General features: G+C 60.8%; 20 protein-coding genes. 8 read left to right on the forward strand and 12 right to left on the reverse strand.

Translation table 11 applies throughout. From position 1 onward, the window contains the following. The first annotated feature begins 15 nt into the window (after positions 1-15). On the forward strand, positions 16-1,551 hold the full coding sequence (gene betC / locus ACL2XM_RS00790; RefSeq protein ID WP_413732110.1) for a choline-sulfatase: 1,536 nt from the start codon (positions 16-18) through the stop codon (positions 1,549-1,551). A 23-nt stretch (positions 1,552-1,574) separates the two neighbouring features. Further along, on the forward strand, positions 1,575-2,522 hold the full coding sequence (gene choX / locus ACL2XM_RS00795; protein ID WP_413732112.1) for a choline ABC transporter substrate-binding protein: 948 nt from the start codon (positions 1,575-1,577) through the stop codon (positions 2,520-2,522). 57 nt (positions 2,523-2,579) lie between these two features. Here choX and ACL2XM_RS00800 read toward each other — a convergent pair whose 3' ends face one another. The 6 genes from ACL2XM_RS00800 to ACL2XM_RS00825 are packed head-to-tail and all read right to left on the reverse strand — an operon-like array spanning position 2,580 to position 10,008. Continuing rightward, a complete protein-coding gene (locus tag ACL2XM_RS00800) occupies positions 2,580-3,689 on the reverse strand; it encodes an alkylhydroperoxidase domain protein (protein WP_413732114.1) in 1,110 nt (369 codons plus the stop codon). Continuing rightward, entirely contained in the window at positions 3,686-4,750 is a 1,065-nt protein-coding gene (locus ACL2XM_RS00805) for a putative FMN-dependent luciferase-like monooxygenase (RefSeq protein ID WP_413733169.1), read from the reverse strand. The genes ACL2XM_RS00800 and ACL2XM_RS00805 overlap by 4 nt, the downstream gene beginning before the upstream one ends. A gap of 11 nt (positions 4,751-4,761) precedes the next feature. Then, a complete protein-coding gene (locus ACL2XM_RS00810) occupies positions 4,762-6,462 on the reverse strand; it encodes a dipeptide ABC transporter ATP-binding protein (RefSeq protein ID WP_413732115.1) in 1,701 nt (566 codons plus the stop codon). After that, the gene (locus ACL2XM_RS00815; RefSeq protein WP_413732116.1) at positions 6,462-7,352 is read right to left on the reverse strand and encodes an ABC transporter permease; all 891 of its coding nucleotides are present in this window, start codon (positions 7,350-7,352) and stop codon (positions 6,462-6,464) included. Before ACL2XM_RS00815 ends, ACL2XM_RS00810 begins: the two co-directional genes overlap by 1 nt. Next, positions 7,349-8,293, reverse strand: a complete 945-nt coding sequence (locus ACL2XM_RS00820) for an ABC transporter permease (protein WP_410013898.1) — start codon at positions 8,291-8,293, stop codon at positions 7,349-7,351. The genes ACL2XM_RS00815 and ACL2XM_RS00820 overlap by 4 nt, the downstream gene beginning before the upstream one ends. Before the next feature lie 35 nt (positions 8,294-8,328). Further along, positions 8,329-10,008 carry a TIGR04028 family ABC transporter substrate-binding protein gene (locus tag ACL2XM_RS00825; RefSeq protein ID WP_413732117.1) on the reverse strand — a complete coding sequence of 560 codons (1,680 nt, stop codon included), beginning with the start codon at positions 10,006-10,008 and terminating at the stop codon, positions 8,329-8,331. A 357-nt stretch (positions 10,009-10,365) separates the two neighbouring features. Between ACL2XM_RS00825 and ACL2XM_RS00830 the strand changes: the two genes are divergently transcribed. The 3 genes from ACL2XM_RS00830 to ACL2XM_RS00840 are packed head-to-tail and all read left to right on the forward strand — an operon-like array spanning position 10,366 to position 12,891. Next, positions 10,366-11,391 carry a methionine ABC transporter ATP-binding protein gene (locus tag ACL2XM_RS00830; protein ID WP_413732118.1) on the forward strand — a complete coding sequence of 342 codons (1,026 nt, stop codon included), beginning with the start codon at positions 10,366-10,368 and terminating at the stop codon, positions 11,389-11,391. Beyond that, positions 11,384-12,052, forward strand: a complete 669-nt coding sequence (locus ACL2XM_RS00835; protein ID WP_413721242.1) for a methionine ABC transporter permease — start codon at positions 11,384-11,386, stop codon at positions 12,050-12,052. Before ACL2XM_RS00830 ends, ACL2XM_RS00835 begins: the two co-directional genes overlap by 8 nt. Before the next feature lie 20 nt (positions 12,053-12,072). Next, complete coding sequence (locus ACL2XM_RS00840; RefSeq protein ID WP_410013902.1) at positions 12,073-12,891, forward strand: MetQ/NlpA family ABC transporter substrate-binding protein; 819 nt, start codon at positions 12,073-12,075, stop codon at positions 12,889-12,891. Positions 12,892-12,929: 38 nt separating this feature from the next. On the opposite strand, the gene metQ is transcribed toward ACL2XM_RS00840, so the two are convergent. Then, a complete protein-coding gene (gene metQ, locus ACL2XM_RS00845) occupies positions 12,930-13,745 on the reverse strand; it encodes a methionine ABC transporter substrate-binding lipoprotein MetQ (protein WP_410013903.1) in 816 nt (271 codons plus the stop codon). Between the two features lie 342 nt (positions 13,746-14,087). Here metQ and ACL2XM_RS00850 point away from each other — a divergent pair, with 342 nt between their 5' ends. Next, positions 14,088-15,101 carry an AMP-binding protein gene (locus ACL2XM_RS00850; protein WP_413729612.1) on the forward strand — a complete coding sequence of 338 codons (1,014 nt, stop codon included), beginning with the start codon at positions 14,088-14,090 and terminating at the stop codon, positions 15,099-15,101. On the opposite strand, the gene ACL2XM_RS00855 is transcribed toward ACL2XM_RS00850, so the two are convergent. The 5 genes from ACL2XM_RS00855 to ACL2XM_RS00875 all read right to left on the reverse strand — a co-directional run bounded on the left by ACL2XM_RS00855 (position 15,096) and on the right by ACL2XM_RS00875 (position 18,691). Next, positions 15,096-15,824: an SDR family oxidoreductase gene (locus ACL2XM_RS00855; RefSeq protein ID WP_413729613.1), complete on the reverse strand. Its 729-nt coding sequence runs from the start codon at positions 15,822-15,824 to the stop codon at positions 15,096-15,098. The genes ACL2XM_RS00850 and ACL2XM_RS00855 overlap by 6 nt on opposite strands. 17 nt (positions 15,825-15,841) lie before the next feature. Continuing rightward, positions 15,842-16,783, reverse strand: a complete 942-nt coding sequence (locus ACL2XM_RS00860; protein ID WP_413732119.1) for an AEC family transporter — start codon at positions 16,781-16,783, stop codon at positions 15,842-15,844. Positions 16,784-16,825: 42 nt separating this feature from the next. Then, positions 16,826-17,506: an NAD(P)H-binding protein gene (locus ACL2XM_RS00865; RefSeq protein WP_413732120.1), complete on the reverse strand. Its 681-nt coding sequence runs from the start codon at positions 17,504-17,506 to the stop codon at positions 16,826-16,828. A 26-nt stretch (positions 17,507-17,532) separates the two neighbouring features. Beyond that, positions 17,533-17,829 (reverse strand): DUF1330 domain-containing protein, encoded by a 297-nt coding sequence (locus ACL2XM_RS00870; RefSeq protein ID WP_410013908.1) that lies wholly within the window; start codon positions 17,827-17,829, stop codon positions 17,533-17,535. 112 nt (positions 17,830-17,941) lie between these two features. Then, on the reverse strand, positions 17,942-18,691 hold the full coding sequence (locus ACL2XM_RS00875; RefSeq protein WP_410013909.1) for an SDR family NAD(P)-dependent oxidoreductase: 750 nt from the start codon (positions 18,689-18,691) through the stop codon (positions 17,942-17,944). A 129-nt stretch (positions 18,692-18,820) separates the two neighbouring features. On the opposite strand from ACL2XM_RS00875, the gene ACL2XM_RS00880 reads away from it, so the two are divergent. Both ACL2XM_RS00880 and ACL2XM_RS00885 read left to right on the forward strand, forming a co-directional pair. Continuing rightward, the gene (locus ACL2XM_RS00880) at positions 18,821-19,165 is read left to right on the forward strand and encodes an ArsR/SmtB family transcription factor (protein WP_410013910.1); all 345 of its coding nucleotides are present in this window, start codon (positions 18,821-18,823) and stop codon (positions 19,163-19,165) included. Positions 19,166-19,504: 339 nt separating this feature from the next. Next, positions 19,505-20,257 (forward strand): hypothetical protein, encoded by a 753-nt coding sequence (locus tag ACL2XM_RS00885; protein WP_410013911.1) that lies wholly within the window; start codon positions 19,505-19,507, stop codon positions 20,255-20,257. Positions 20,258-20,269 lie beyond the last annotated feature (12 nt).

Here is a 20,269-nt window from a genome sequence, read left to right on the forward strand (position 1 = left end):
AAGCGAAATTTAACTATGCTTAGCAAAAAAACGAATATTGTTATTCTTATGGCCGATCAGCTTGCCGCCGGCGCGCTTTCCGCTTATGGAAATAATGTCAGCAAAACGCCAAATATAGACAGACTGGCGCGCGAAGGCGTGGTATTTACCTCCGCGTATTGCAATAGTCCATTATGCGCGCCATCGCGCGCGTCGCTGATGACCGGCCAGTTAATTTCCCGTAACGGCGTATACGATAATGCGGCGGAATTTCGCGCCGAGAGTCCAACATTCTGCCATTATCTGCGGCAGGAAGGCTATCGCACCTACCTGGCCGGCAAAATGCATTTTTGCGGGCCGGATCAGTTGCACGGGTTTGACGAACGGCTGACCACCGATATCTACCCGGCGGATTTCGGCTGGACGCCGGACTGGCGTCATCCTGAACGCCGGCTGGACTGGTATCACAATATGAGTTCGGTACTGGACGCGGGAGAATGTATCCGCACGAACCAGCTGGATTTTGACGACGAGGCCCTGTTCCACACCCGGCAAAAGCTGTTTGATTTGGCCAGGCGGGACGACGGGCGGCCCTTCCTGCTGATGATGTCGCTCACGCATCCCCACGATCCCTTCGCCATCCCGCGCCGTTACCTGGATCGCTATCGCCCCCAGGATATCGACCTGCCCAGGGTGGCGGCGGGGGACGCGCCGCCGGACGCGCATTCGCAGCGGCTGCGCGCCATGTATCAGTTGACCGACGGGCTGCTGGATGATGACCACATCCGCCGGGCGCGCCATGCCTATTACGGCGCCCTGGCCTATGTCGACGATCGCTTCGGCGAGGTGCGCGACACCCTGGATGCCACCGGCCTGGCCGACGACACCATTATCATCCTCATCTCCGATCATGGCGAAATGCTCGGCGAGCGCGGCCTGTGGTACAAAATGAGTTTTTTTGAAGGCGCGTCGCGCGTGCCGATGATCATCCACGCCCCCGGCCGCTTTGCGCCCCGGCGCGTTGAGCAGAACGTGTCGCTGGCCGACCTGCTTCCGACATTGCGCGAACTGGCCCATGGCCGGCCGCTGACGGAAGAGGAACAGGCCGCGCCCCTGGACGGCCGCAGCCTGGCGCCGCATCTGCGCGGCGAAGCGGGACCGGACGGGGTTTACGGCGAATATCTGGCGGAGGGCGCGCTGGCGCCGATGGTGATGATCCGGCGCGGACCGTGGAAATTCATCGCCGCCCTGGGGGAACCCGATCAGCTCTACAATTTGCGCCAGGATCCCCTGGAACTGGCCAATCTGGCGTTATCGCCGGCGTTTGCGCCGCAGCTGCGGCAGTTTCAGCAGGAAGCGCAGGCGCGCTGGAACCTTCCCGATCTGAACCAGCGGATCTTAAGCAGCCAGCGCGCCAGGCTGTTCCTGACCGGGGCGCTGGGGCGGGACGGCGCGCCCGACTGGGATTATCAGCCCTGGCAGGACGCCAGCCACCGGTTTATCCGTAACCACCAATCCCTGGACGAGCAGGAGGCGCTGGCGCGCTATCCGCGCCCGCCTTCAACGCTCTGATACTGTTACCTGTGAGGAAGATTATGCGCGTGCACGCCGCTGTTGTTGCCTTGGGGCTATCGCTTGCGATGGGCCTGCCGATCCCAACCCGCGCCGCCGGGGAGGCCGATTGTCAAACGGTGAATATGTCCGATCCCGGCTGGTCCGATATCGCCGCCACCAACGCGGTCGCCGGGGTCCTGCTGCAGGGCCTGGGCTATCGCCAGCAGGTGCAGAATCTCTCGGTGGCCCTGGCTTACCAGGGCTTGAAGACCGGGCAACTGGACGTGTTCCTCGGCAACTGGATGCCGGCGCAGCAGCCGGTGATTGAAAAATACACCCGCGACGGCGCGGTCAAGGTGGTGGGCGCCAACCTGGCCAGCGCTAAATTTACCCTGGCGGTGCCGGACTATGTGGCGCAGGCCGGGGTAAAGGATTTTGCCGACCTGGAAAAATATGCCGACCGGTTCGATCATAAAATTTATGGTATTGCCCCCGGCGCGCCCGCCAACCAGAACATTAAGAACATGCTGGATAAGCATGATTTCAACCTGACCGGCTGGACGCTGGTGGAATCAAGCGAAAGCGGCATGCTGGCCCAGGTCGGGCGCGCGGTGGGCAAGCAGCAGTGGATAGTGTTCCTCGGCTGGGAGCCGCATGCCATGAATACCCACTATAAGCTGACCTATCTGAGCGGGGGCGATCGTTATTTCGGGCCGAATTACGGCAGCGCCACCGTGAATACCGTCACGCGTAAGGATTTTGCCGCCCAATGCCCCAATACCGGCCTGCTGTTTACTCAATTGACGTTTAACGTCGATTTGGAAAACCGGATAATCAAACGGGTGCTGGATGATAAGCAGACCGCCAATGAGGCGGCCGCGGCGGAGCTTAAGCAGCATCCCGAACTGCTGGAACGCTGGCTGGACGGCGTTACCACACGCCAGGGTCAGCCGGGGCTCGCCGCGGTGCGCCAAGCGCTGCAGCTCTAGCCGGCGGCGCTCAGGACCGCCCGCGCCCCAGTGCGCGGGCGGTTGTGCTTACCGCGGTTATTCGTCGAAGGGTTCCCCCAGCGTCAGCATCAGCCGGTTGGCCCAGGCGAAAAACGCGGTGGCCTGCACCAGATCCAGCAGCGCCAAATCGCTTAATCCCAATTCGCGCAGCCGCGCCAGCTGTTGCTCCCCCGCCACGGCCGGGGTGGCGGACAGGGCGGCGGCGAAATCAATGATCCCCTGCCAGCGCGGCGACTGGCCGCTGCTGAGCACCGAACCCGGCGGCGTGTCCAGCAGCCGCTGTATGTCGTCCGGCTGCTTGGACAGCTGCCCGGCCTTGCGGGCGTGTACCGAGGCGCAATAGATGCAGCCATTGACTTTGCTGGCCACCGCCGCGGCCAGCTCCCGCTCTTTACGCGCCAGGCCGCCGGAAGTATAAAAAATACCTTTGTCGGTCAGCGTTCGCTGTTCAAGCACCGGCAGGTTGCGCCCCAGCAGCCGGAAATAGTCGGAGTCGGCATGGCCGTTGTTCACCAGCACACTTTGCTGCTGCGGGGTGAATTCGGTTAATTTTTTGGCGGCGAGCCAGGGCTCCCAGCCCAGCTCCCGCTGGGTAAACGCCAGGGGAGCGGTACGCCCGCCGCGGGTGGTGCCCCCGGTACGCCAGCGTCCCGCCGGCGCCGCCTGATCCGACGGCGTATCCACCGGCCGCTGGTTTATCAGCCGGTAGCCGCGCAGCAGACGGCTTTGGAAACTGACAAACGCGACCAGCTGCGACAAGGTCACGATGGCGTCAAGGGACCACCCCGCCCGCCGCAAATCCGCCAGATGTTCCGCGGCGGCGGCGGCGGGACGATGGCTGAGCAACTGGGCATGGACCAGCGCCGCCTCAAGCCTGGCGCTGCCGGCGGCCGGCGCGGCCTGCCGGAGCGCATAAAAGTCGGCCAGGCGGCTGTCGCCATGCCATAACGCGACCTGCCGCGCGACCTCCAGCCGCTCCGGCAGGGAAAAATCAATGCCGTCGCCGGCGGTGAACAGCGCCTGGTAACTGCCCTGAATATGACGGGTCGCCGCGTCGCGGGTAATACGCGCCGCCGCCAGGGGGGAATCCGGCGCAATCTCCGCCAGGTGGTCGAGTATATCCTCGTTTGCCAGGGTATCGGTCATAGCCTCTCCTGTGAAGAACATGTGGGGGTGCGGTAATCCGGCGCCTCGGCGCTGCGTTGCGCCGCGGGTGTCCAGCCCAGTCCGGGCGCCACCTCCTGGGCGATAAGCTCCAGCGAGCGCAAAATGTCAGCATGGGGCGGGTCGATGGAGTGGACCTGGAAAGCCAAATCGGTCACCCGCGCCAGGGCGGTATCCTGCCGCAGCGTCGCCAATACCCGATCGGGGGTGCCGAGATGGACGTCAAAGGCGGCGATAAGATCATCCAGACGGTCGCCCCGCGGGGACTGTCCGGCGGCGCGGGCGTTTTCCGCCTGGCGGCGCAGCCCTTTTTCCGCCAACCGGCGCGCCAGGTCGCCGTCGTCGGCGGCAAACGCGGTGCGGGAACCAAGGATGCGCGGCGCGACGCCGTCGGGCAAGGCGTCCAGATAAGCGTCGATAATGGGATTCTGGATGGCATCCAGCGGCATGTCGGGCGTATGTTCGGGACGGGGCTGGGTGCGCGAGAGCATCAGGCCGTCGCCGGCGGCGCCGGCGCGGGCGCCGCCGTCAACCGAAAACGTCGCCTGCCATACCCTTCCCGCCAGGTGCGGGGCGGCCGGATACAGCCGGTTGCCGCTGGCGCCGATCTCCTCCCCGCGCCAGGCCGCCAGCAGGATGGCCAGGTTGGCGCCGAAAGCGGCGCCGCGCTCGCTGCTTTGCAGGCCGAACGGCGGAAAAGAAGACGGCGTGCCGCCGGAGCCCAGGCCGATCTCCAGGCGTCCGTCCGCCAGGAGATCCAGCACCGCGGTATCTTCCGCCACCCGCAGCGCCAGCTCCATCGGCAGGGTGATGACGCCGGTGCCCAGGCGGATACGGCGCGTTAACGCCGCCACGTGCGCCAGAAATACCAGCGGCGCGGGCAGGCCGCCCTCGGCTTCATGAAAGTGATGTTGGGCCACCCAGGCGGTGTCGAAACCAAGGGTTTCGGCATGCGCAATCTGCTCGGTCGCCAGACGATACCGTTGCCGTGGATTAACCTCATCCAGCAGCCGGGTAAAAAAACCTAATCGTTTACCGCTGATAGTGCTATTGCTCATAAGGTATCCCCTGGTTGCAGCCGTACGACGTCATGATCAGGTCGCCGGCCGGGTATGGCATTGATCAATTCCCGGGTGTACGCGTCGCCGGGCTGGCTGAAGATGCGCCCGACGGCGCCGGCATCCACCTGGCGGCCTTTGTACAGCACGGAAACGCTATGGGAAATCTGGCGCACGATGGCGAGATCGTGGGAGATGAATAAATACGTCAGGCCCAACTGCTGCTGCAATTCCTGCAGCAGCGCCAGGATCTGCGCCTGTACCGTCACATCCAGCGCCGAGGTGGCCTCGTCGAGGACCAGGATGCGCGGCCGCAGGATCAGCGCGCGGGCAATGGCCACGCGCTGGCGCTGGCCGCCGGACAGTTCGCGCGCTTTACGATCCAGCAGCGCCGGCGGCAGGGCGACGCGTTCGGCCATCTCCTCCACCCGCCGGCGGCGTTCGCTTGTGCTCAGCGGGTCGAAATTGCGCAGCGGTTCTTCTATAACGTTAAACAGACGCTGCGACGGATCAAGGGAACCGAAGGGGTTCTGGTAGACCAGCTGGATTTTCTGGCGTAACCGGCGCAGCGCCTCTCCCCGCAGCCCGGTAATTTCGGTGCCGTCGACAAACGCCCGCCCGGCGTCCGGCCGCTGGAAACCAAGCAGGATACGCGCCAGCGTGGTCTTGCCCGAACCCGATTCACCCACCAGCGCGTGGGTGGTGCCCTGCGCCACGGTAAACGACACCTGGTCCACCGCGCGCAGGGGCGCCGCGTTCTTGCCGCCCAGCGCAAAGGTTTTGCCGATATTCTCGACCACGATCGCCATCGGCGCGGCGTCCTGCCGGGGCAGGGGGGGACGGGCGCGCGCCGACAGCGCCGGGGCATCGTTAAACAGCTGGCGGGTATAGTCGTTTTTGGGCGCGCGCAGCACCTCCGCGGCCGGCCCCTGCTCTTGTATCCGCCCATGGCGGAACACCAGCAGGCGATCGGCGCGCTCGGCCGCCACCGCCAGATCGTGGGTCACCAGCAGCACCGCGGTGCCGAATTCGCGCCTGAGCTCATCGATCAGGTCCAGGATACGTTTTTGCACCGTGACGTCCAGGGCGCTGGTGGGTTCGTCGGCGATAATCAGCGCCGGGCGCAGCGCTATGGCGATGGCGATCAACACCCGTTGTTTCATGCCGCCGGACAGTTCGTGAGGATACTGATGAACGCGCAGCTCGGGATGCGCCAGCCCGACGCGGGTTAACAGCGCGATGACCCGGGCATCGCGCGCCTTGCGTGGCATACGGCCGTGGATGGCGAGGATTTCCGCCACCTGGCTGCCGATGGTCTTGACCGGATTCAGGGAACTGGTCGGGTCCTGCGGGATCAGGCTGATGCGCGCCCCGCGCAGGGCGTCGAGGCGACGCTGCGGCCAGCGGGCGATGTCAACGCCGTTAAGGCGGATGCCGCCTTGTTCCAGCCGGCCGTTGTCCGCCAGCAGGCCGATAATCGCCTGGGCGATGGTGGTTTTGCCCGAGCCGGACTCGCCTACCAGGGCCACCACTTCGCCGGCGCGGATGCGAAACGAGACGTCATGCACCACGCGCCGACGTTGCCCCCCCGCCTCGTAGGCAATGCAGACCTCATCCAGCTCCAGCGCCGGCTCTGCGCTATCGCGCGCGGCGGCGGGCTTGCCGCCCAATCCGGGTAAAGCGTGCAGCAGGCTCATCAGCGGCTCCTGGCAAAAGACTGACTGATACGGTTGGCGGACAGCACCACCAGCACCACCACCACGCCGGGGAAAGTGGTCAGCCACCAGGCGGTGGAAATATAGTTACGGCCTTCGGCAATCAGCAGGCCCCATTCCGGCGTCGGCGGCGGCGTTCCGTACCCCAGGAAGCTCAGCGTGGAAATAGCCAGGATGGCGCTGCCGAACTGCAGGGCGGAAAACGCGATAACCGAGGTCAGGGAATTGGGCAGGATATGCCGCCACAGGACGGCGCCAAAGGTGCCGCCGCTGCCGTAGGCCGCCTCGACGTAATCGCTGTGGCGCACCCGCACCACCTCCGAGCGGGCGAGCCGGGTAAAGTTCGCCACCGAGGTGACGCCCACGGCGATCGCGGCATGCACGGTGCCGAAACCCAGCAGAATAATAATACTCAACGATAACAGCAGCCCCGGTATCGACAGCAGGACATCGATAAAACGCATGATCAGGCTTTCGGCGATGCCGCCGGTGGCGCCGGCCACGACGCCAAGCAGCGTGCCCAGCACCAGTCCCACCGTCACCGCCACCAGGGCGCCCGACAGCGAAAACGCCGCGCCGTAGACGATGCGGGCATAGAGATCGCGTCCCAACTGGTCGGTGCCGAGCCAATGATCGGCGCCCGGCGCCAGCCGCTGGGCGCCGGTTATGCCTTCGGTGCCGCTATAGGAGGTAAACAGCCCCGGCGCTATCGCCCAGCAGAGCACGACGGCAATCACCAGCCAGGACAACAGCAGGCCGGGGCGCACTGCGGGCAAAGGCCGCCGGCCACGGCGCGCCGGGGCGCCGGCGCCGGCCGATGGCGGCGGCGCGGCGGGGGCCGGCGCGGGGGTATTTAAGGGCAAGCTGCTCATGGCGCGGCCTCCGTCTTGGTGTTCACCCGGGGATCGAGCAGCGGATAAACTAAATCCACCGCCAGGTTAATGGCGACAAAGGCCGCGCTGGAAATCAGCACCAGCGCCTGCAACACCGCCACATCCTGGTTATTGACCGCCTGCAGGGTAAGCTGGCCCAGGCCGCCGCGGCCGAATACCGTTTCGGTTATCAGGGCGCCGGCAATCAGTTCGCCCAGCAATAGGCCGGCCATGGTCAGGGCCGGCAGGGCGGCGTTGCGCGCCACATGGCGCCACAGCACGCCGCCGCGGCTGCCGCCCTTGGCCCGCGCCACCGCCACGAAGGGCAGTGTTTGCACCTCGTCGATGTTGCGGGAAAGGATCTGCGCCAGCGGGGCGGCAATCGGCAGAGCCAGGGTGATAACCGGCAGGATCAGCCCCTGCCACTCGCCGGGATTGACGACCGGGATAAGCCTGAGCCGGAAGGAAAACAGCTGGATCAGGGCGATGCCCAGCCAAAAAGTGGGCACGGAGATAAACAGCGAGGGCAGGGCGTGCAGCAGCGATCGCAGCCAGGGGAACGTCGTCAGGCTCGACAGAAACGCTATGCCGAGCGCCAGGGTCGCCGCCACCAGGAAACCGGCGGTCGCCAGGCGCAGCGTGGGGGGCAGATTGGCGGCCAGCAACTGCGTTACCGGCACGCCGGCCTGCACCGAGTACCCCAGATCGCCGCGCAGCACATTGCCCGCCGCGTGCAGATACTGTTGCCATAAGGACACATCGGCGCCGTACGCGGCGCGCATATCCGCGATTTGCGCCGCGCTCAGGCCCATATCCGGATCCTGGAATTTTATCAGGACGGCATCCCCCGGCAGCACCTGCAATAAGATAAAAGAAACGGTGAAGGCCGCCCAAAGCACCAGCAGCGCCTGTCCGATACGTGCGGAAAAATAACGGTTCATTCTGGCCTCCTGGGCGTTAGGGCCGCCGGCGCGGTTTAGTGTTTTTCCAGCCAAGCGCCGTAAAACGACGGCCGTCCCACCGCCTCGAAGCTGACGCCTTTCAGATAGGGCGCGCCGGCAAAGACCTGCGGCTCTTCAAAAATCGGGATAACATAGGCCTGTTCGAGCAGATAACGTTGGGCATCGCCCGCCAGACGCAGCCGTTTTTGCCCGTCCACTTCCGCTGAGATGGCCACCAGCAGCGCGTTAAGCTTATCGTCGCTAAAGGTGTTCACCTTGCTGCTCAGACCGCCTTTTTGCAGCAGGGCGTCACGGTTGGTGGGGTAAAACTCGCTTTTAATCACATCCGGATCGGCGCGGCCGACTTCCACCACGTTGACCGGGGTTTTCAGCGGGTCCAGACTGTCCGCCGTCTTGCTGCCGGCATCGCCGGCCAGGATATTCAGCCGCGCCCCCACCTGTTTCCACTGCTGCGCCACCAGTTGCAGGACTTCTTTATTTTGCGGCTGCGGCGGCGATTCATAGATGGTCAGCGCCAGCGGCTGGCCGTCTTTCTGGCGCACGCCGTCCGCGCCCGGCGCCCAGCCGGCCTCATCAAGCAGTTTTTTCGCCTGCTGCGGGTCAAAGGCCAGTTGGTCCGCCAGGTTAACGTAGCCGGCCGCCGTGGCGGCTATCACCGACGTCGCCTGGGGATAGTGCGGCGAAAACAGGGTTTCGACGATCTGTTTGCTGTTGGTGGCGCGCAGCAGAGCCTGGCGGACCCGCACATCGGCCACCAGGGGGTTATCCGGCCGGAAGGAAATGCCGTCGTTGACGCCGCGCGTCGGCGCGGCGTACAGGTTAAACTGCTGTTCGGCGACCTGTTTCTCGTCGTAGGCCTGGACCTGGCGGATAAAATCCGCCTGGCCGGCCAGCAGCGCGCCGATACGCACGCTGTCTTCCGGCGTTATCAGGTATTTGATGCCGTCAAGATTGGCCCGCCCCTGCTGCGCCAGATTTTTCGGTCCCCAGCGGTAATCCGGCCGCGCGGCCAGATCCACCTCGTGGCCCAGGGTTTCCCCGCTGACCACAAACGGCCCGGAGCCGATGATATGGCGGGCGTCGCCCAGGGCATCGAAGTTTTGCGCCAGCGTGCCGAGCGACACCAGCCCCGATCCGATGGTGGCGGTGCCCTGCAGGAAACCGGGCGATGATTTTTTAAAGATGAATTTCACCGTCAGCGGGTCAATCACTTCGCTGTGATCGTAGTTGTTGATAACTTCCGACACCGGCAAGTGATGTTCTTTATTGCCCAGGCCAAAGGTATCGAAGTTTTTCGCTACCGCGTTGGCGTCAAGAGGCGTGCCGTCCGAGAAGGTGACGCCGGGGCGGATTTTAAAGGTGTACTGCGTTTTATCGTCGTTGGTGGTCCAGGATTCGGCGATCCAGGGCTCAATGGCCAGCGTTTGCGGATTTTGATAGGTCAGCTTATCGGTAATCTGGTTCAAAATGCCGCCGTTGGGATAAAAACCGCCGGCCGGCGGGTAAAGATTGGTGTGCGCCTGCTGCTCCAGATAAATCAGCGTGCCGCCCTGTACCGGGGTGGCGGCGCTGGTTGTCTCTGCGGCCGCCGCCGCGGCGAGGCTGAGCAACGCCAGCGTCAGGCCCGTGACGCGGAAATGTTTGAAGCCATTAAAACCAGGATGCTTGTTGTTGGAACGGTTTTTTTTCTGCATGACGAACCCTCAGGCGAAACATGGGAGCCAATATCGGGTAAATACCGCGCCAGCAGAACAGATATATTCAAATATCCATTGCCGGAAAAAGCATAACCAAATAACAATCCTGGCTAACTTTATAATAAATACAGCTAAGCGATCCCTGGCCTTTAATAAACGCGTTATAAACCGGCGTTCGCCAAATAGATAGAAGAATAAAATATATCTCATATTTTATTGTTTCTTCTGCCGCGACGAAGCTTCCCCTACTATCCCGAACATTATTAGCATCTCAAATAATGATTAAAAAATAATCAGTGAAATTAATCATCAGCTTAACGCAGTCCCGGCAGGGGTAATAAGGATCGACGGGTTATGATCGTGCTGACGAACGTGAGCAAGATATTCGACGGTGATAAAACGCCGATCGTGGCGGTGGATAATGTCAGTCTGCGCGTAGGGCGCGGCCAGATTTACGGTATTGTCGGCTACAGCGGCGCGGGCAAAAGCACGCTGGTGCGCCTGCTGAACGGGCTGGAAAAACCCAGCGCCGGCGAGGTATGGGTGGCCGGCCAGGATATCGCCCGCGCCGGCGGTGAACAGCTGCGCCAGGCGCGGCTGAAAATCAGCATGATTTTCCAGCATTTTAACCTGCTGTGGTCGCGCACAGTCAGGGACAATATCGCCTTTTCCATGCAGATAGCCGGCGCGTCCAAAGCCGCCATCACCGCGCGGGTGGCGGAACTGGTGGCGCTGGTGGGGCTAGAGGGCCGGGAAAACGCCTATCCCTCGCAGCTCAGCGGCGGGCAAAAACAACGGGTGGGCATCGCCCGGGCGCTGGCCAACAATCCCGAGGTGCTGCTGTGCGACGAGGCCACTTCGGCGCTGGATCCGCAGACCACCGACAGCATTCTGGATTTGCTGCTCGACATTAACCGCAAGCTTACTCTCACCATCGTATTGATTACCCACGAGATGCATGTCGTGCGCAAAATCTGCGGGCGGGTGGCGGTGATGGAGGCGGGGCGCGTGGTGGAGGAAGGCGAGGTGCTGGAAGTGTTTACCCATCCCCGGCAGGAGATCACCCGGCAATTTGTCAGGCAGGTCAGCCAGTATCAGGAGATTGAACAGGGCTTTAACCCGCTGCTGGTGCAAAACCTGCCCGGCGCCATCCTGAAGCTGACCTTTGTCGGTCTGAGCACCCATCAGCCGGTGGTGGCGGAGCTGACGCTGCGTTATCAGCTGCCGTTTAATATCCTGCACGGCAAGATGACGCAAACCGCCAGCGGCGTGTTCGGCGAGCTGTGGCTGCATGTGGCGGCCGATGAGGCGCTGCTGGCCGCTATCCTGGCCGATTTGGCCCGCCACGGCATCGCCACCGAGGTGGTAAAACATGCTTGAGTCCCTGTTTCCCCATCTGCGCATTGACCAGCTTTGGGCGGCAACCGCGGATACGCTCTATATGACCGCATTGGCCGGCCTGGCGACCTTCGCCCTGGGCATCGCCCTTGGGCTGGCGCTGTTCCTCACCGCCCGCGGCGGCTTGTTTGCCCATCGCATTGTGTATGGCGCGATCTCGGTGCTGGTGAATGTGTTCCGTTCCATTCCCTTCATTATATTAATCGTGCTGCTGATCCCGTTTACCAAAATCCTGATCGGCACCATCCTGGGCGCCAACGCGGCGCTGCCGGCCCTGATCGTCGGCGCCGCGCCGTTTTACGCCCGCCTGGTGGAGATCGGACTGCGCGAAGTGGATAAAGGCGTGATCGAGGCGTCCCGCGCCATGGGCGCGCGCCCCGCCACCCTGATCTTTCGCGTGTTATTGCCGGAGTCCTCGCCCGCCCTGGTGTCGGGCATCACCGTCACCCTGATAGCGCTGGTCAGCTACAGCGCCATGGCCGGGGTGATCGGCGCCGGCGGGCTGGGCAACCTGGCCTATCTGGAAGGATTCCAACGCAACCATAACGATGTCACGCTGGTGGCGACCGTGATGATTCTTATCATCGTGTTTGTTATCCAGCTGCTTGGCGACGTCATTACCTCACTGCTTGATAAACGTTAAACAGACCGGGATACCACATTATGAAAAAAAGCCTGACACTTATAGCCGCCGCCACCCTGACCGTCCTTAGCCTGTCGGCTCAGGCCCGGGCGGATACCCTCACCGTCGGCGCTTCCAACGTGCCGCACGCCGAGATCCTTGAGCAGGCCAAACCCATCCTGGCCAAACAGGGCATCGACCTTGAAATCAAACCCTTCCAGGACTACATCCTGCCCAACACCGCGCTTGCGAGCGGCGATATCGACGCCAACTACTTCCAGCATGTGCCGTACCTGAACAGCGTGCTCAAGGATCACGCCGGCGACAAGACCTATGATTTCGTCAGCGCGGGGGCCATCCATATCGAGCCCATCGGCATTTACTCGAAGAAATATAAAAGCCTGAAGGCGCTGCCGCAAAACGGCAAGGTGATCATGCGCGATTCGGTGGCGGAAGAAGGCCGCATCCTGTCGATTTTTGAACGCGAGGGCGTGATTAAACTGAAACCCGGCGTCAGCAAGGTGGACGCGCGCATTACCGATATCACCGACAATCCGAAACATCTCCAGTTTCTGCCGAATATCGAAGGATCCCTGCTGCCGCAGATGTATAACAATAACGAGGGCGACGCGGTGGTCATCAACGCCAACTACGCCATCGACGCCGGGCTTAACCCGGTTAAAGATCCCATCGCGGTGGAAAGCGGCGAAAATAACCCCTATGCCAATATTATCACCGTCCATCGCGGCGATGAAAATAAGCCGGATATAAAAGCCCTGGTCAAGGTACTGCATTCCAAGGCCATTCAGGATTGGATCCGCGAAAAATATAAAGGCGCGGTAATCCCGGTTAATAATTAATAATCCCTGTACAGGGCCGGCAAACCGGCCCTGTGGCGTTACCAGCCCTTTACCGCGTCGCCGTGATAGATTTTATCCGCCGCCGCGGCCACTTCATCGGTTTGATACGCTTTCACCAGGTTTTTTATCTTATCGCTATCCTTATTGTCTTCCCGGGCCACGATCAGGTTGACGTAGGGAGAATCCTTATCTTCAATGAACAGGCCGTCCTTATGGGGGGACAGGCCGATTTGCGTGGAATAGTTGGTATTGATGATGGCCGCGTCGACCTTGCCGTCGTCAAGCGTGCGCGGCAGCTGCGCCGCCTCGATTTCGACAATTTTCAGGTGCTTCGGGTTGGCGGTAATATCAAGCGAGGTCGGCAGCAGTCCGGTGCCTTCCCTGAGTGTGATCAGCCCGTTTTTCTGCAGCAGCAGCAGCGATCGTCCCAAATTGGTCGGATCGTTGGGGATGGCAATTTGCGCGCCGTCCGGCAACTGGCCGATGGCGTGGATTTTGCGCGAATAGCCGGCGATGGGGTAGACAAACGTTTTGCCGACCGCCGCCAGCTTATAGCCGCGCTCCTTGATTTGCTGATCCAGGTAAGGGCCGTGCTGGAAGGCATTGGCGTCGATATCCTTGGTGTTCAACGCTTCGTTCGGCAGCACATAATCGGTGAATGTCACCACCTCCACGTCCAGGTTGTACTTATCCTTCGCCACTTTTTTTACCGCGTCCCACAGCGGCTGGTCGATGCCCGCGCTGATGCCTACCTTGATATGGCCGGGGTTTTTATCCGCATTATCGCATGCGCTTAACAATAGGGGGATGGCCATCATGCCGGCAAGGGCGATGGTTTTATAGGTGAGTGTCATGTTACCGCGACTCCAGAATAGGTCAATGGCCGGAGAATTATCCGGCTGGGTTGAAGGTATGGGCAAATCCGGCGGTCAGCCCTGGGGCATGCGCTTTTATTAAAGGTTACAGCAAATGACAGGGGTAATATATTGCTGAAAGTGCATTAATAAATGATGAATTGTTCTGAGCATTATTGTCGATTAAGAAATAAGAAAATCGTATATAATCAATAAGTAACTATTTTTCCTGCCGTTAAGTGAGATAATACTCACAGAACTATAATTTTTACTTTAATTAATAAAACTGCAACAGTATTTGGCCCATAATGTTAACACGACTCCCCGCGCTCAGGTGCCCCCATGGTTCAGTTACCGGTTCATTCCGCCGTTCGTTTTTACCCGCAGCGCCTTGCCGGCGCCCCGGCGCCGGACGGTGTGTTAAGCGAGCGCTTTTTGCGCCAGACCGTGCTGAACAAAAGCAAACCGGCGATTATTACGCTGGACCGCATCCTGAGCTATGGCGAACTGGCCCGCGATGCGCGCTCCCTGGCCGCGCATCTGCGCCGGCTGGGGGTAGGACATGAAACGCCGGTGGGGGTATTATTGGCGCCGGGTATCGAGCATATCACCGCCCAGGCGGCCGTTATCCTGGCCGGCGGCAGCGTGGTGCCGCTGGACGTGTCGCTGCCGGACGAACGGCTGGCCGCCATGCTGCGCCAGTGGCGGGTGCTTTTTACCCTGACCGATGCGCCTTGCCGGGAGCGGGCGCTGGACACCCGTTTGATCATTCTTGAGGATATCGCGGTGGGCGACGGTAACGATAGCGATTTTATGCCGCAGCCCACGTCCCTGCCGCAGCGCACCCACCTGCTGGTGACGGCGCAAACCGGGCGGCCCGCCAGCCGTGAGCTGGACGCGCACAGCCTTGTCGGCCAGGTCATCAATCGCCGGCACGTGCGGGTTAATCCCGACGATCGGGTAGGCTGCATCGCCGCTGCCACCGGTTGTGCCTATCAGCTCGAGGTCTGGGGGGCGTTGCTTAACGGCGCGGCGGCGGTGGTGCTGCCGCAGGATATCGTGCGCGATGCTTCCCGCTTAACGGCGGCGCTGGCGCAGTTCGCCATCAGTATCCTGTTTATTCCCGCCGCCCTGTTTAACCAGGTGGCGCGCAGGTATCCGGATGCTTTTCGCGGCTTGCAGTACCTGCTGGTGGAAGGCGACGGCCTGGATGACGCCAGCCTTACCCGGGTCATGCAGCACGGGGCGCCGCGCCATGTATTAAACGGCCGGCCGGCTGCCGGCAACGCGGCGCGCTCCTTATATCACGAGATCCCCTCCGCCGGCGCGGCGGCGCATACCGCGCGCCCATTATGATGAACGCTGATCCCACAGCTGCTGCATTTGCGCTTCTATCGCCGCGGGATCACGCCTGAGGCTATCCCACACATCCCGGGCGCGCTTATCGGCCAGCACATGCTCCCGATCGTGGCGGATGCCCTCCAGGGTTTGTTCCGCCACCTGCGCGGGCGATACCTTGGCGGCGTCGATGCCCGCGGTCATATCGGTATCGATAAACCCGGCGTAGACGCCGATAACGCGCGTTCCCTGCGCCCGCAGCTGGATGCGCGCCGCATCCGTGATCGACAGCGCCGCATGTTTCGACGCGCCGTAGGTGGCGTTAAACGGCGAGGTGAACCAGCTCACCACGGACAGCATATTGACCAGGGCGCCGCCGCCGTTTTTCGCCAGCACCGGCGCAAAGGCGGTCATCATCGCCAGCAGCCCGAAGACATTCACGTCCATTTCCCGGCGCATGGCGTCGCCGGCACCCGCGGCCAGTATCGGGCTTTGCAGCAGGATGCCGGCGTTGTTGACCAGGAGGGTCACATCCGCGCACGCAAGCGCCGCCGCGGCAACATCGGCCGGCGAGGTCACGTCCAGCTTCACCGGTGTGAGACGCGGATCGGTAATGGCGGCTGGATTGCGCGCCGCCGCGTAAACCTTGGCCGCGCCCGCGTTGAGCAGCGCCTCGGCATAGGCCTTGCCAAGCCCGCGGTTCGCGCCGGTCACCAGTGCGATACTGCCTTCTATCTGCATAATGTCTTCCTCCGCGTTTATCCCTGCATCAGCGTCAGCAGGGTGGTGATGATGATAATGCTGATAAATATCGACAGGGAACCGGTAAAACTGGATACCGAGCCCAGGGAACTGCACCGGGCGGTAAACATCGGCGACAGCGCGGATACCGGGGCAAATACCGCCACCGCCAGCACCTGGCGGATTTCAAGCGGCAGCGGGGTGCCATAATAAAACAGCGCGGCCAGGAGGGCGCCGGCGCCATAACGCAGCGCCAGCACCTTAGAGACGTTTTTCAGCTGCGACCGGTCAATATTGATTTCAAGCATCATGCCGATTATCAGCATGGCGATAAAAGGATTGGCGTTGCCGATGATAGACGTCAGTATGGTGACCTGGCTTGGCAGATGGTAGCCGCACAGGGCCGCTACCAGCAATAGCATATAGACGTCGAACGGAATAGAGGAAAATAAGCGCTTGAAGGTATTTTTCAGGCCGGTATTAATACCGATGACATTGGACGCGGCGACATAACTGCCGCCGGTGCAGATAACCGAATTACCCGCGTCAAACAGGCAGGTGGCGACGATGCCCACCGGACCGAGGAAGCTTTGCACGTAAGGCAGGGTAAAACACCCGATATTGTAGCCGGGCGAATTGATCATATAAAATACTTTGGTGTCATTGTCGCGTTTGCGGGCAAGAAGATAGCCCGCCGCCAGCAGCAGGATATTACAGAGAAATCCAATCAGCACCAGAACCAGCAGGGAAGGGTCCACTTCAAAGCTGGCAAAGCCGGTAATGACCGCCGCGGGCAGCGTGAGGTTCATCATTATTTTCGATAAGGCGATGCTATCGGATCGCTGCAGCACGCCGTATTTTTTTAACAGATAACCGACCACGATAATAAAAAAGAACGAGAAGGCTTTAATGAGGACGTCAAGCATATCATGGCCCAGGCGACATAATGTATTCATCATACATTACCGGCTATAGCCATTACACCGTTTTATGACCGGACGCTATTTTGTTTTTGCCGTATGGGAAACAGCGTATATATCCCCGGTTTCCAGCACCGGACGGGAGAAACCGCGCCGGGCAAGGTTAAGCATGGCCAGGCCCAGGGTTTGCGTGGTCAGGATACGGCGGGGAAACAAAGGCCTAAACAAAGACATCACCGGCGTCAGCAGCAGGTAAAGCACGCGGTAGAGTGGCGTTTTCGACCGCGCGCCGTGTTTAGGCAGGATGATGCCGGGGCGAACAATATACACCGCTTTCAGCGGCAGGCGTTGCAGGGCGTTTTCGGTGCCGCCGCGTACCCGCTGCCACATGGTGCGGCTTTTTTCCGCACTGTCGGCCCCCGTGCCCGAGAGATAGACAAAGGTCGCCGCCGGGCTTATCCGCGCCAGCGCCTGCGCGGCGGCAAGGGTCATATCATGGGTAATGGTGGTGTAGCGTGGTTCGTCCATGCCCACCGAGCTGACCCCCAGGCAAAAAAATGCGGCGTCGATACCGCCGAGCCGGTGCGCAATCGCGTCATACTGCAGCAGCTCGGTGTGGATCAGGGTTTGCAGTTTGGGATGTTCCACGCGCGGCGCCGAGCGCCCCACGGCGACGACCGCCGTCACGTCTTCAGCCAGCAGGCATTCCCGCAGTACGCCCTGGCCCACCATGCCGGTGGCGCCCCAGATCATCACTTTCATGGTTTCTCTCCGCGGGCGCGGCCGCGTTATTCGCCTTCCACGCCCTGGATGATAAACGTCCGGTAGGTCGCGCCGCGAAACCGGTGCGCCACCGCCTCCTGATACTCGGGACTATCATACCAGGCTTCGGCCGCCTCGAAGGTGGGAAATTCCAGGATCACCGCGCCTTCCACCGCGCCGCCGTCGGTATGGCGCAAACGCCCGTACAGCGCCAGGGGAACGGGCTGATGGATAGCGGTGCTTTTCCCCGCCTTCTCGCCGTAGATTTTCATTTGCTCTGGATCATTTACCGCTTCACGTACCGCAACAAAATAGGCCGGCATAGTCGCTCCCGGGGTGTGAGGGGCAGGGGCGTCGCCGCCGCCGCCGGATAAAGGGGTATCCCGGCCGGACAGGCGTCCGGGCCGGGCTTATCGGTAAGGTGCTCGCCGGCCGTCAGCGCCAGCCGCCGGAGGCGCTGATGCGTTCGCCGGTCAGCCAGGCGGCGGCGTCAGACACCAGGAACAGCGCGACGGCGGCAATATCCCCCGGCAGGCCGAACCGGCCCAGCGGCGTCTGCGCAATCAATTCTTTTTCAAAGTCGCTGCCCACTATGCCTAACCGGGCGGCGCCTTCGGTTGCCACGCCGCCCGGCGCGATGGCATTGACCCGGATGCCGCGTGCGCCCAGTTCCCGCGACAGGCCGACCGTCAGGGTATCAATCGCCCCTTTGGTCGCGGCATAAATAGCCGAGCCGGGGGTGGGGTGGGTGCTGATCGCCGAGGTAATGTTGATAACACTGCCGCCCTGGGGATTAAAATACTTTAGCGCTTCCCGCGTCGACAGGATAGTGCCGAGCACATTGATATTAAACTGGCGGTGGAACTCCGCCTCGGTCACCTCTTCAAGCGGTCCGAAGGCGAAGACCCCGGCGTTGTTTACCAGCACGTCCAGCGCGCCGTAGGCGTCCCTGGCGGCGCTGAACACGCGCTCGACATCCGCCGCGTTGCCCACGTCGCCCTGTACGGCAATCGCCTTGCCGCCGTCGGCGACGATCCCGGCGACCACTTTATCCGCATCCTCGCGGCTGGCGGCATAATTAACCACAACCGACGCGCCGGCGGCGGCAAAGCTTTTGGCGATAGCGGCGCCAATGCCCTTGGATGCGCCGGTGACGACGGCGACTTTACCTTGCAACTGACTCATAAGCAGACTCCGGAGGGTGGATAGGATGAAGTACGTTAGTTCGGAATTTATGAACTATCTTAGTTCGTAAAATATGAACTATTGGACACCTTGTCAACAATCTGCTATAAATTTTTTATGAGACCGATAATGCACCCCGCGCCTGAAGACATTACCGTAGAGGGGATTTTGCATGCCCTGTCCGATCCCCTGCGCGTTCATATCTTCGCCGAGATCGCCCGGGCCGGGTGCGCCAGGCCCTGTTCGGCGTTTCTTGCGTTCAGCGATCGCGCCGTGCCGAAATCCACCTTGTCCCAGCACTTCAAGATATTACGGGAAGCCGGCCTGATCCGCAGTGAACGCAAAGGGGTGGAAGTGCGCAATACGTCCCGGCTTGACGATCTGCAGGAACGCTTCGGCCCCCTGATCCAGGCCATCCTCACGTCCTACGCCGCGCAGTGCGCCAGAGAGCGCGACAATACGACTTCTGTTTAATAATTTTATTGCAGTATATGAATATATCCCGCCGATAATATAAGTAATATACAATCGTAACTCTTCTCGCCGGCACGTCCGCGCTAGTAAATCCGGGTAATGGATATTTATGTTATCGTTATAGATAAATATTATTAAATACGAAGGAGTTTTATGGTGAATTTTATACCGTCAAGTATCGCGTGCTTATTAAATAAAATTCCGACTGATGACATCACTGGAATGAATGCAAATCATAAGGGCGCTTGCAATAAAAAATTAAATAATATCGTTTTCGCCGCCAATGATAATAGCGTATTCGTCCCTGTGATCACAAATCAACGCCCGATGAATAGACGGGTGGCTTTAGTCTATGGTTTTGCTAATGTCCGTAATCTTGACAGCGGGGACGGCGTGACTCAATTTACCCTTGATCAGCTTAACCAGGCGCTGGGTATCACTACCGAGCAACTGGATTATCGTAAAATCAGGCAACTACGCCTGGGGGTTGCCATTAGCCGCCGCAGGGTGAGGCGTTTTACCGTATTAACGGGTATCGACGGCGCGACCGCCAAAATGTTGCTGATGTCATGGCGTGACTTTTTACGGGATAATTATGATTTTATATCCGTAAAATCTCGGTTGCTTGAGAAAATAGAAAAATGCCGGATCTTAGGGAGGAATTGCGAGTGCGCAAAAAACATATTGCTTAAAAACAGCCCTTCCAGGCCGCGCTTTGATGACGGGTTATGGCGGGATACCAGAGCGCTGGCGAGAAAATTTATACGGCGGGGCGATGTGGCGGGTTTTAAAGCCTTGCGCAGGCGCGGCGATAAAAACAGGCCTCATCTGGCGGGGGCGATAAAAACGATGCTATTAAGACGTATCATCAAGCTGGGGCTGGAGTGGAGCAATTATTATAAGATTATGGTTAATTTCGATGTGAATTTCCGGCACCAAACCGCCATGAAAATTGAAGGCCGTCAGGATGAGCCGTATTGGCCGCTGACGTATTCCGCCTATCGCTATTGCCAGCGGCAATTGCATGATCACGTGAGTATCCGAATCGTGCCCAGCGCTTACGCCGACACCACGCCGATCCTGCGGATGTGAGGGTAGGTCATG

Source organism: Sodalis sp. RH20 (assembly GCF_047324205.1).
Taxonomy (GTDB): domain Bacteria; phylum Pseudomonadota; class Gammaproteobacteria; order Enterobacterales; family Enterobacteriaceae; genus Acerihabitans.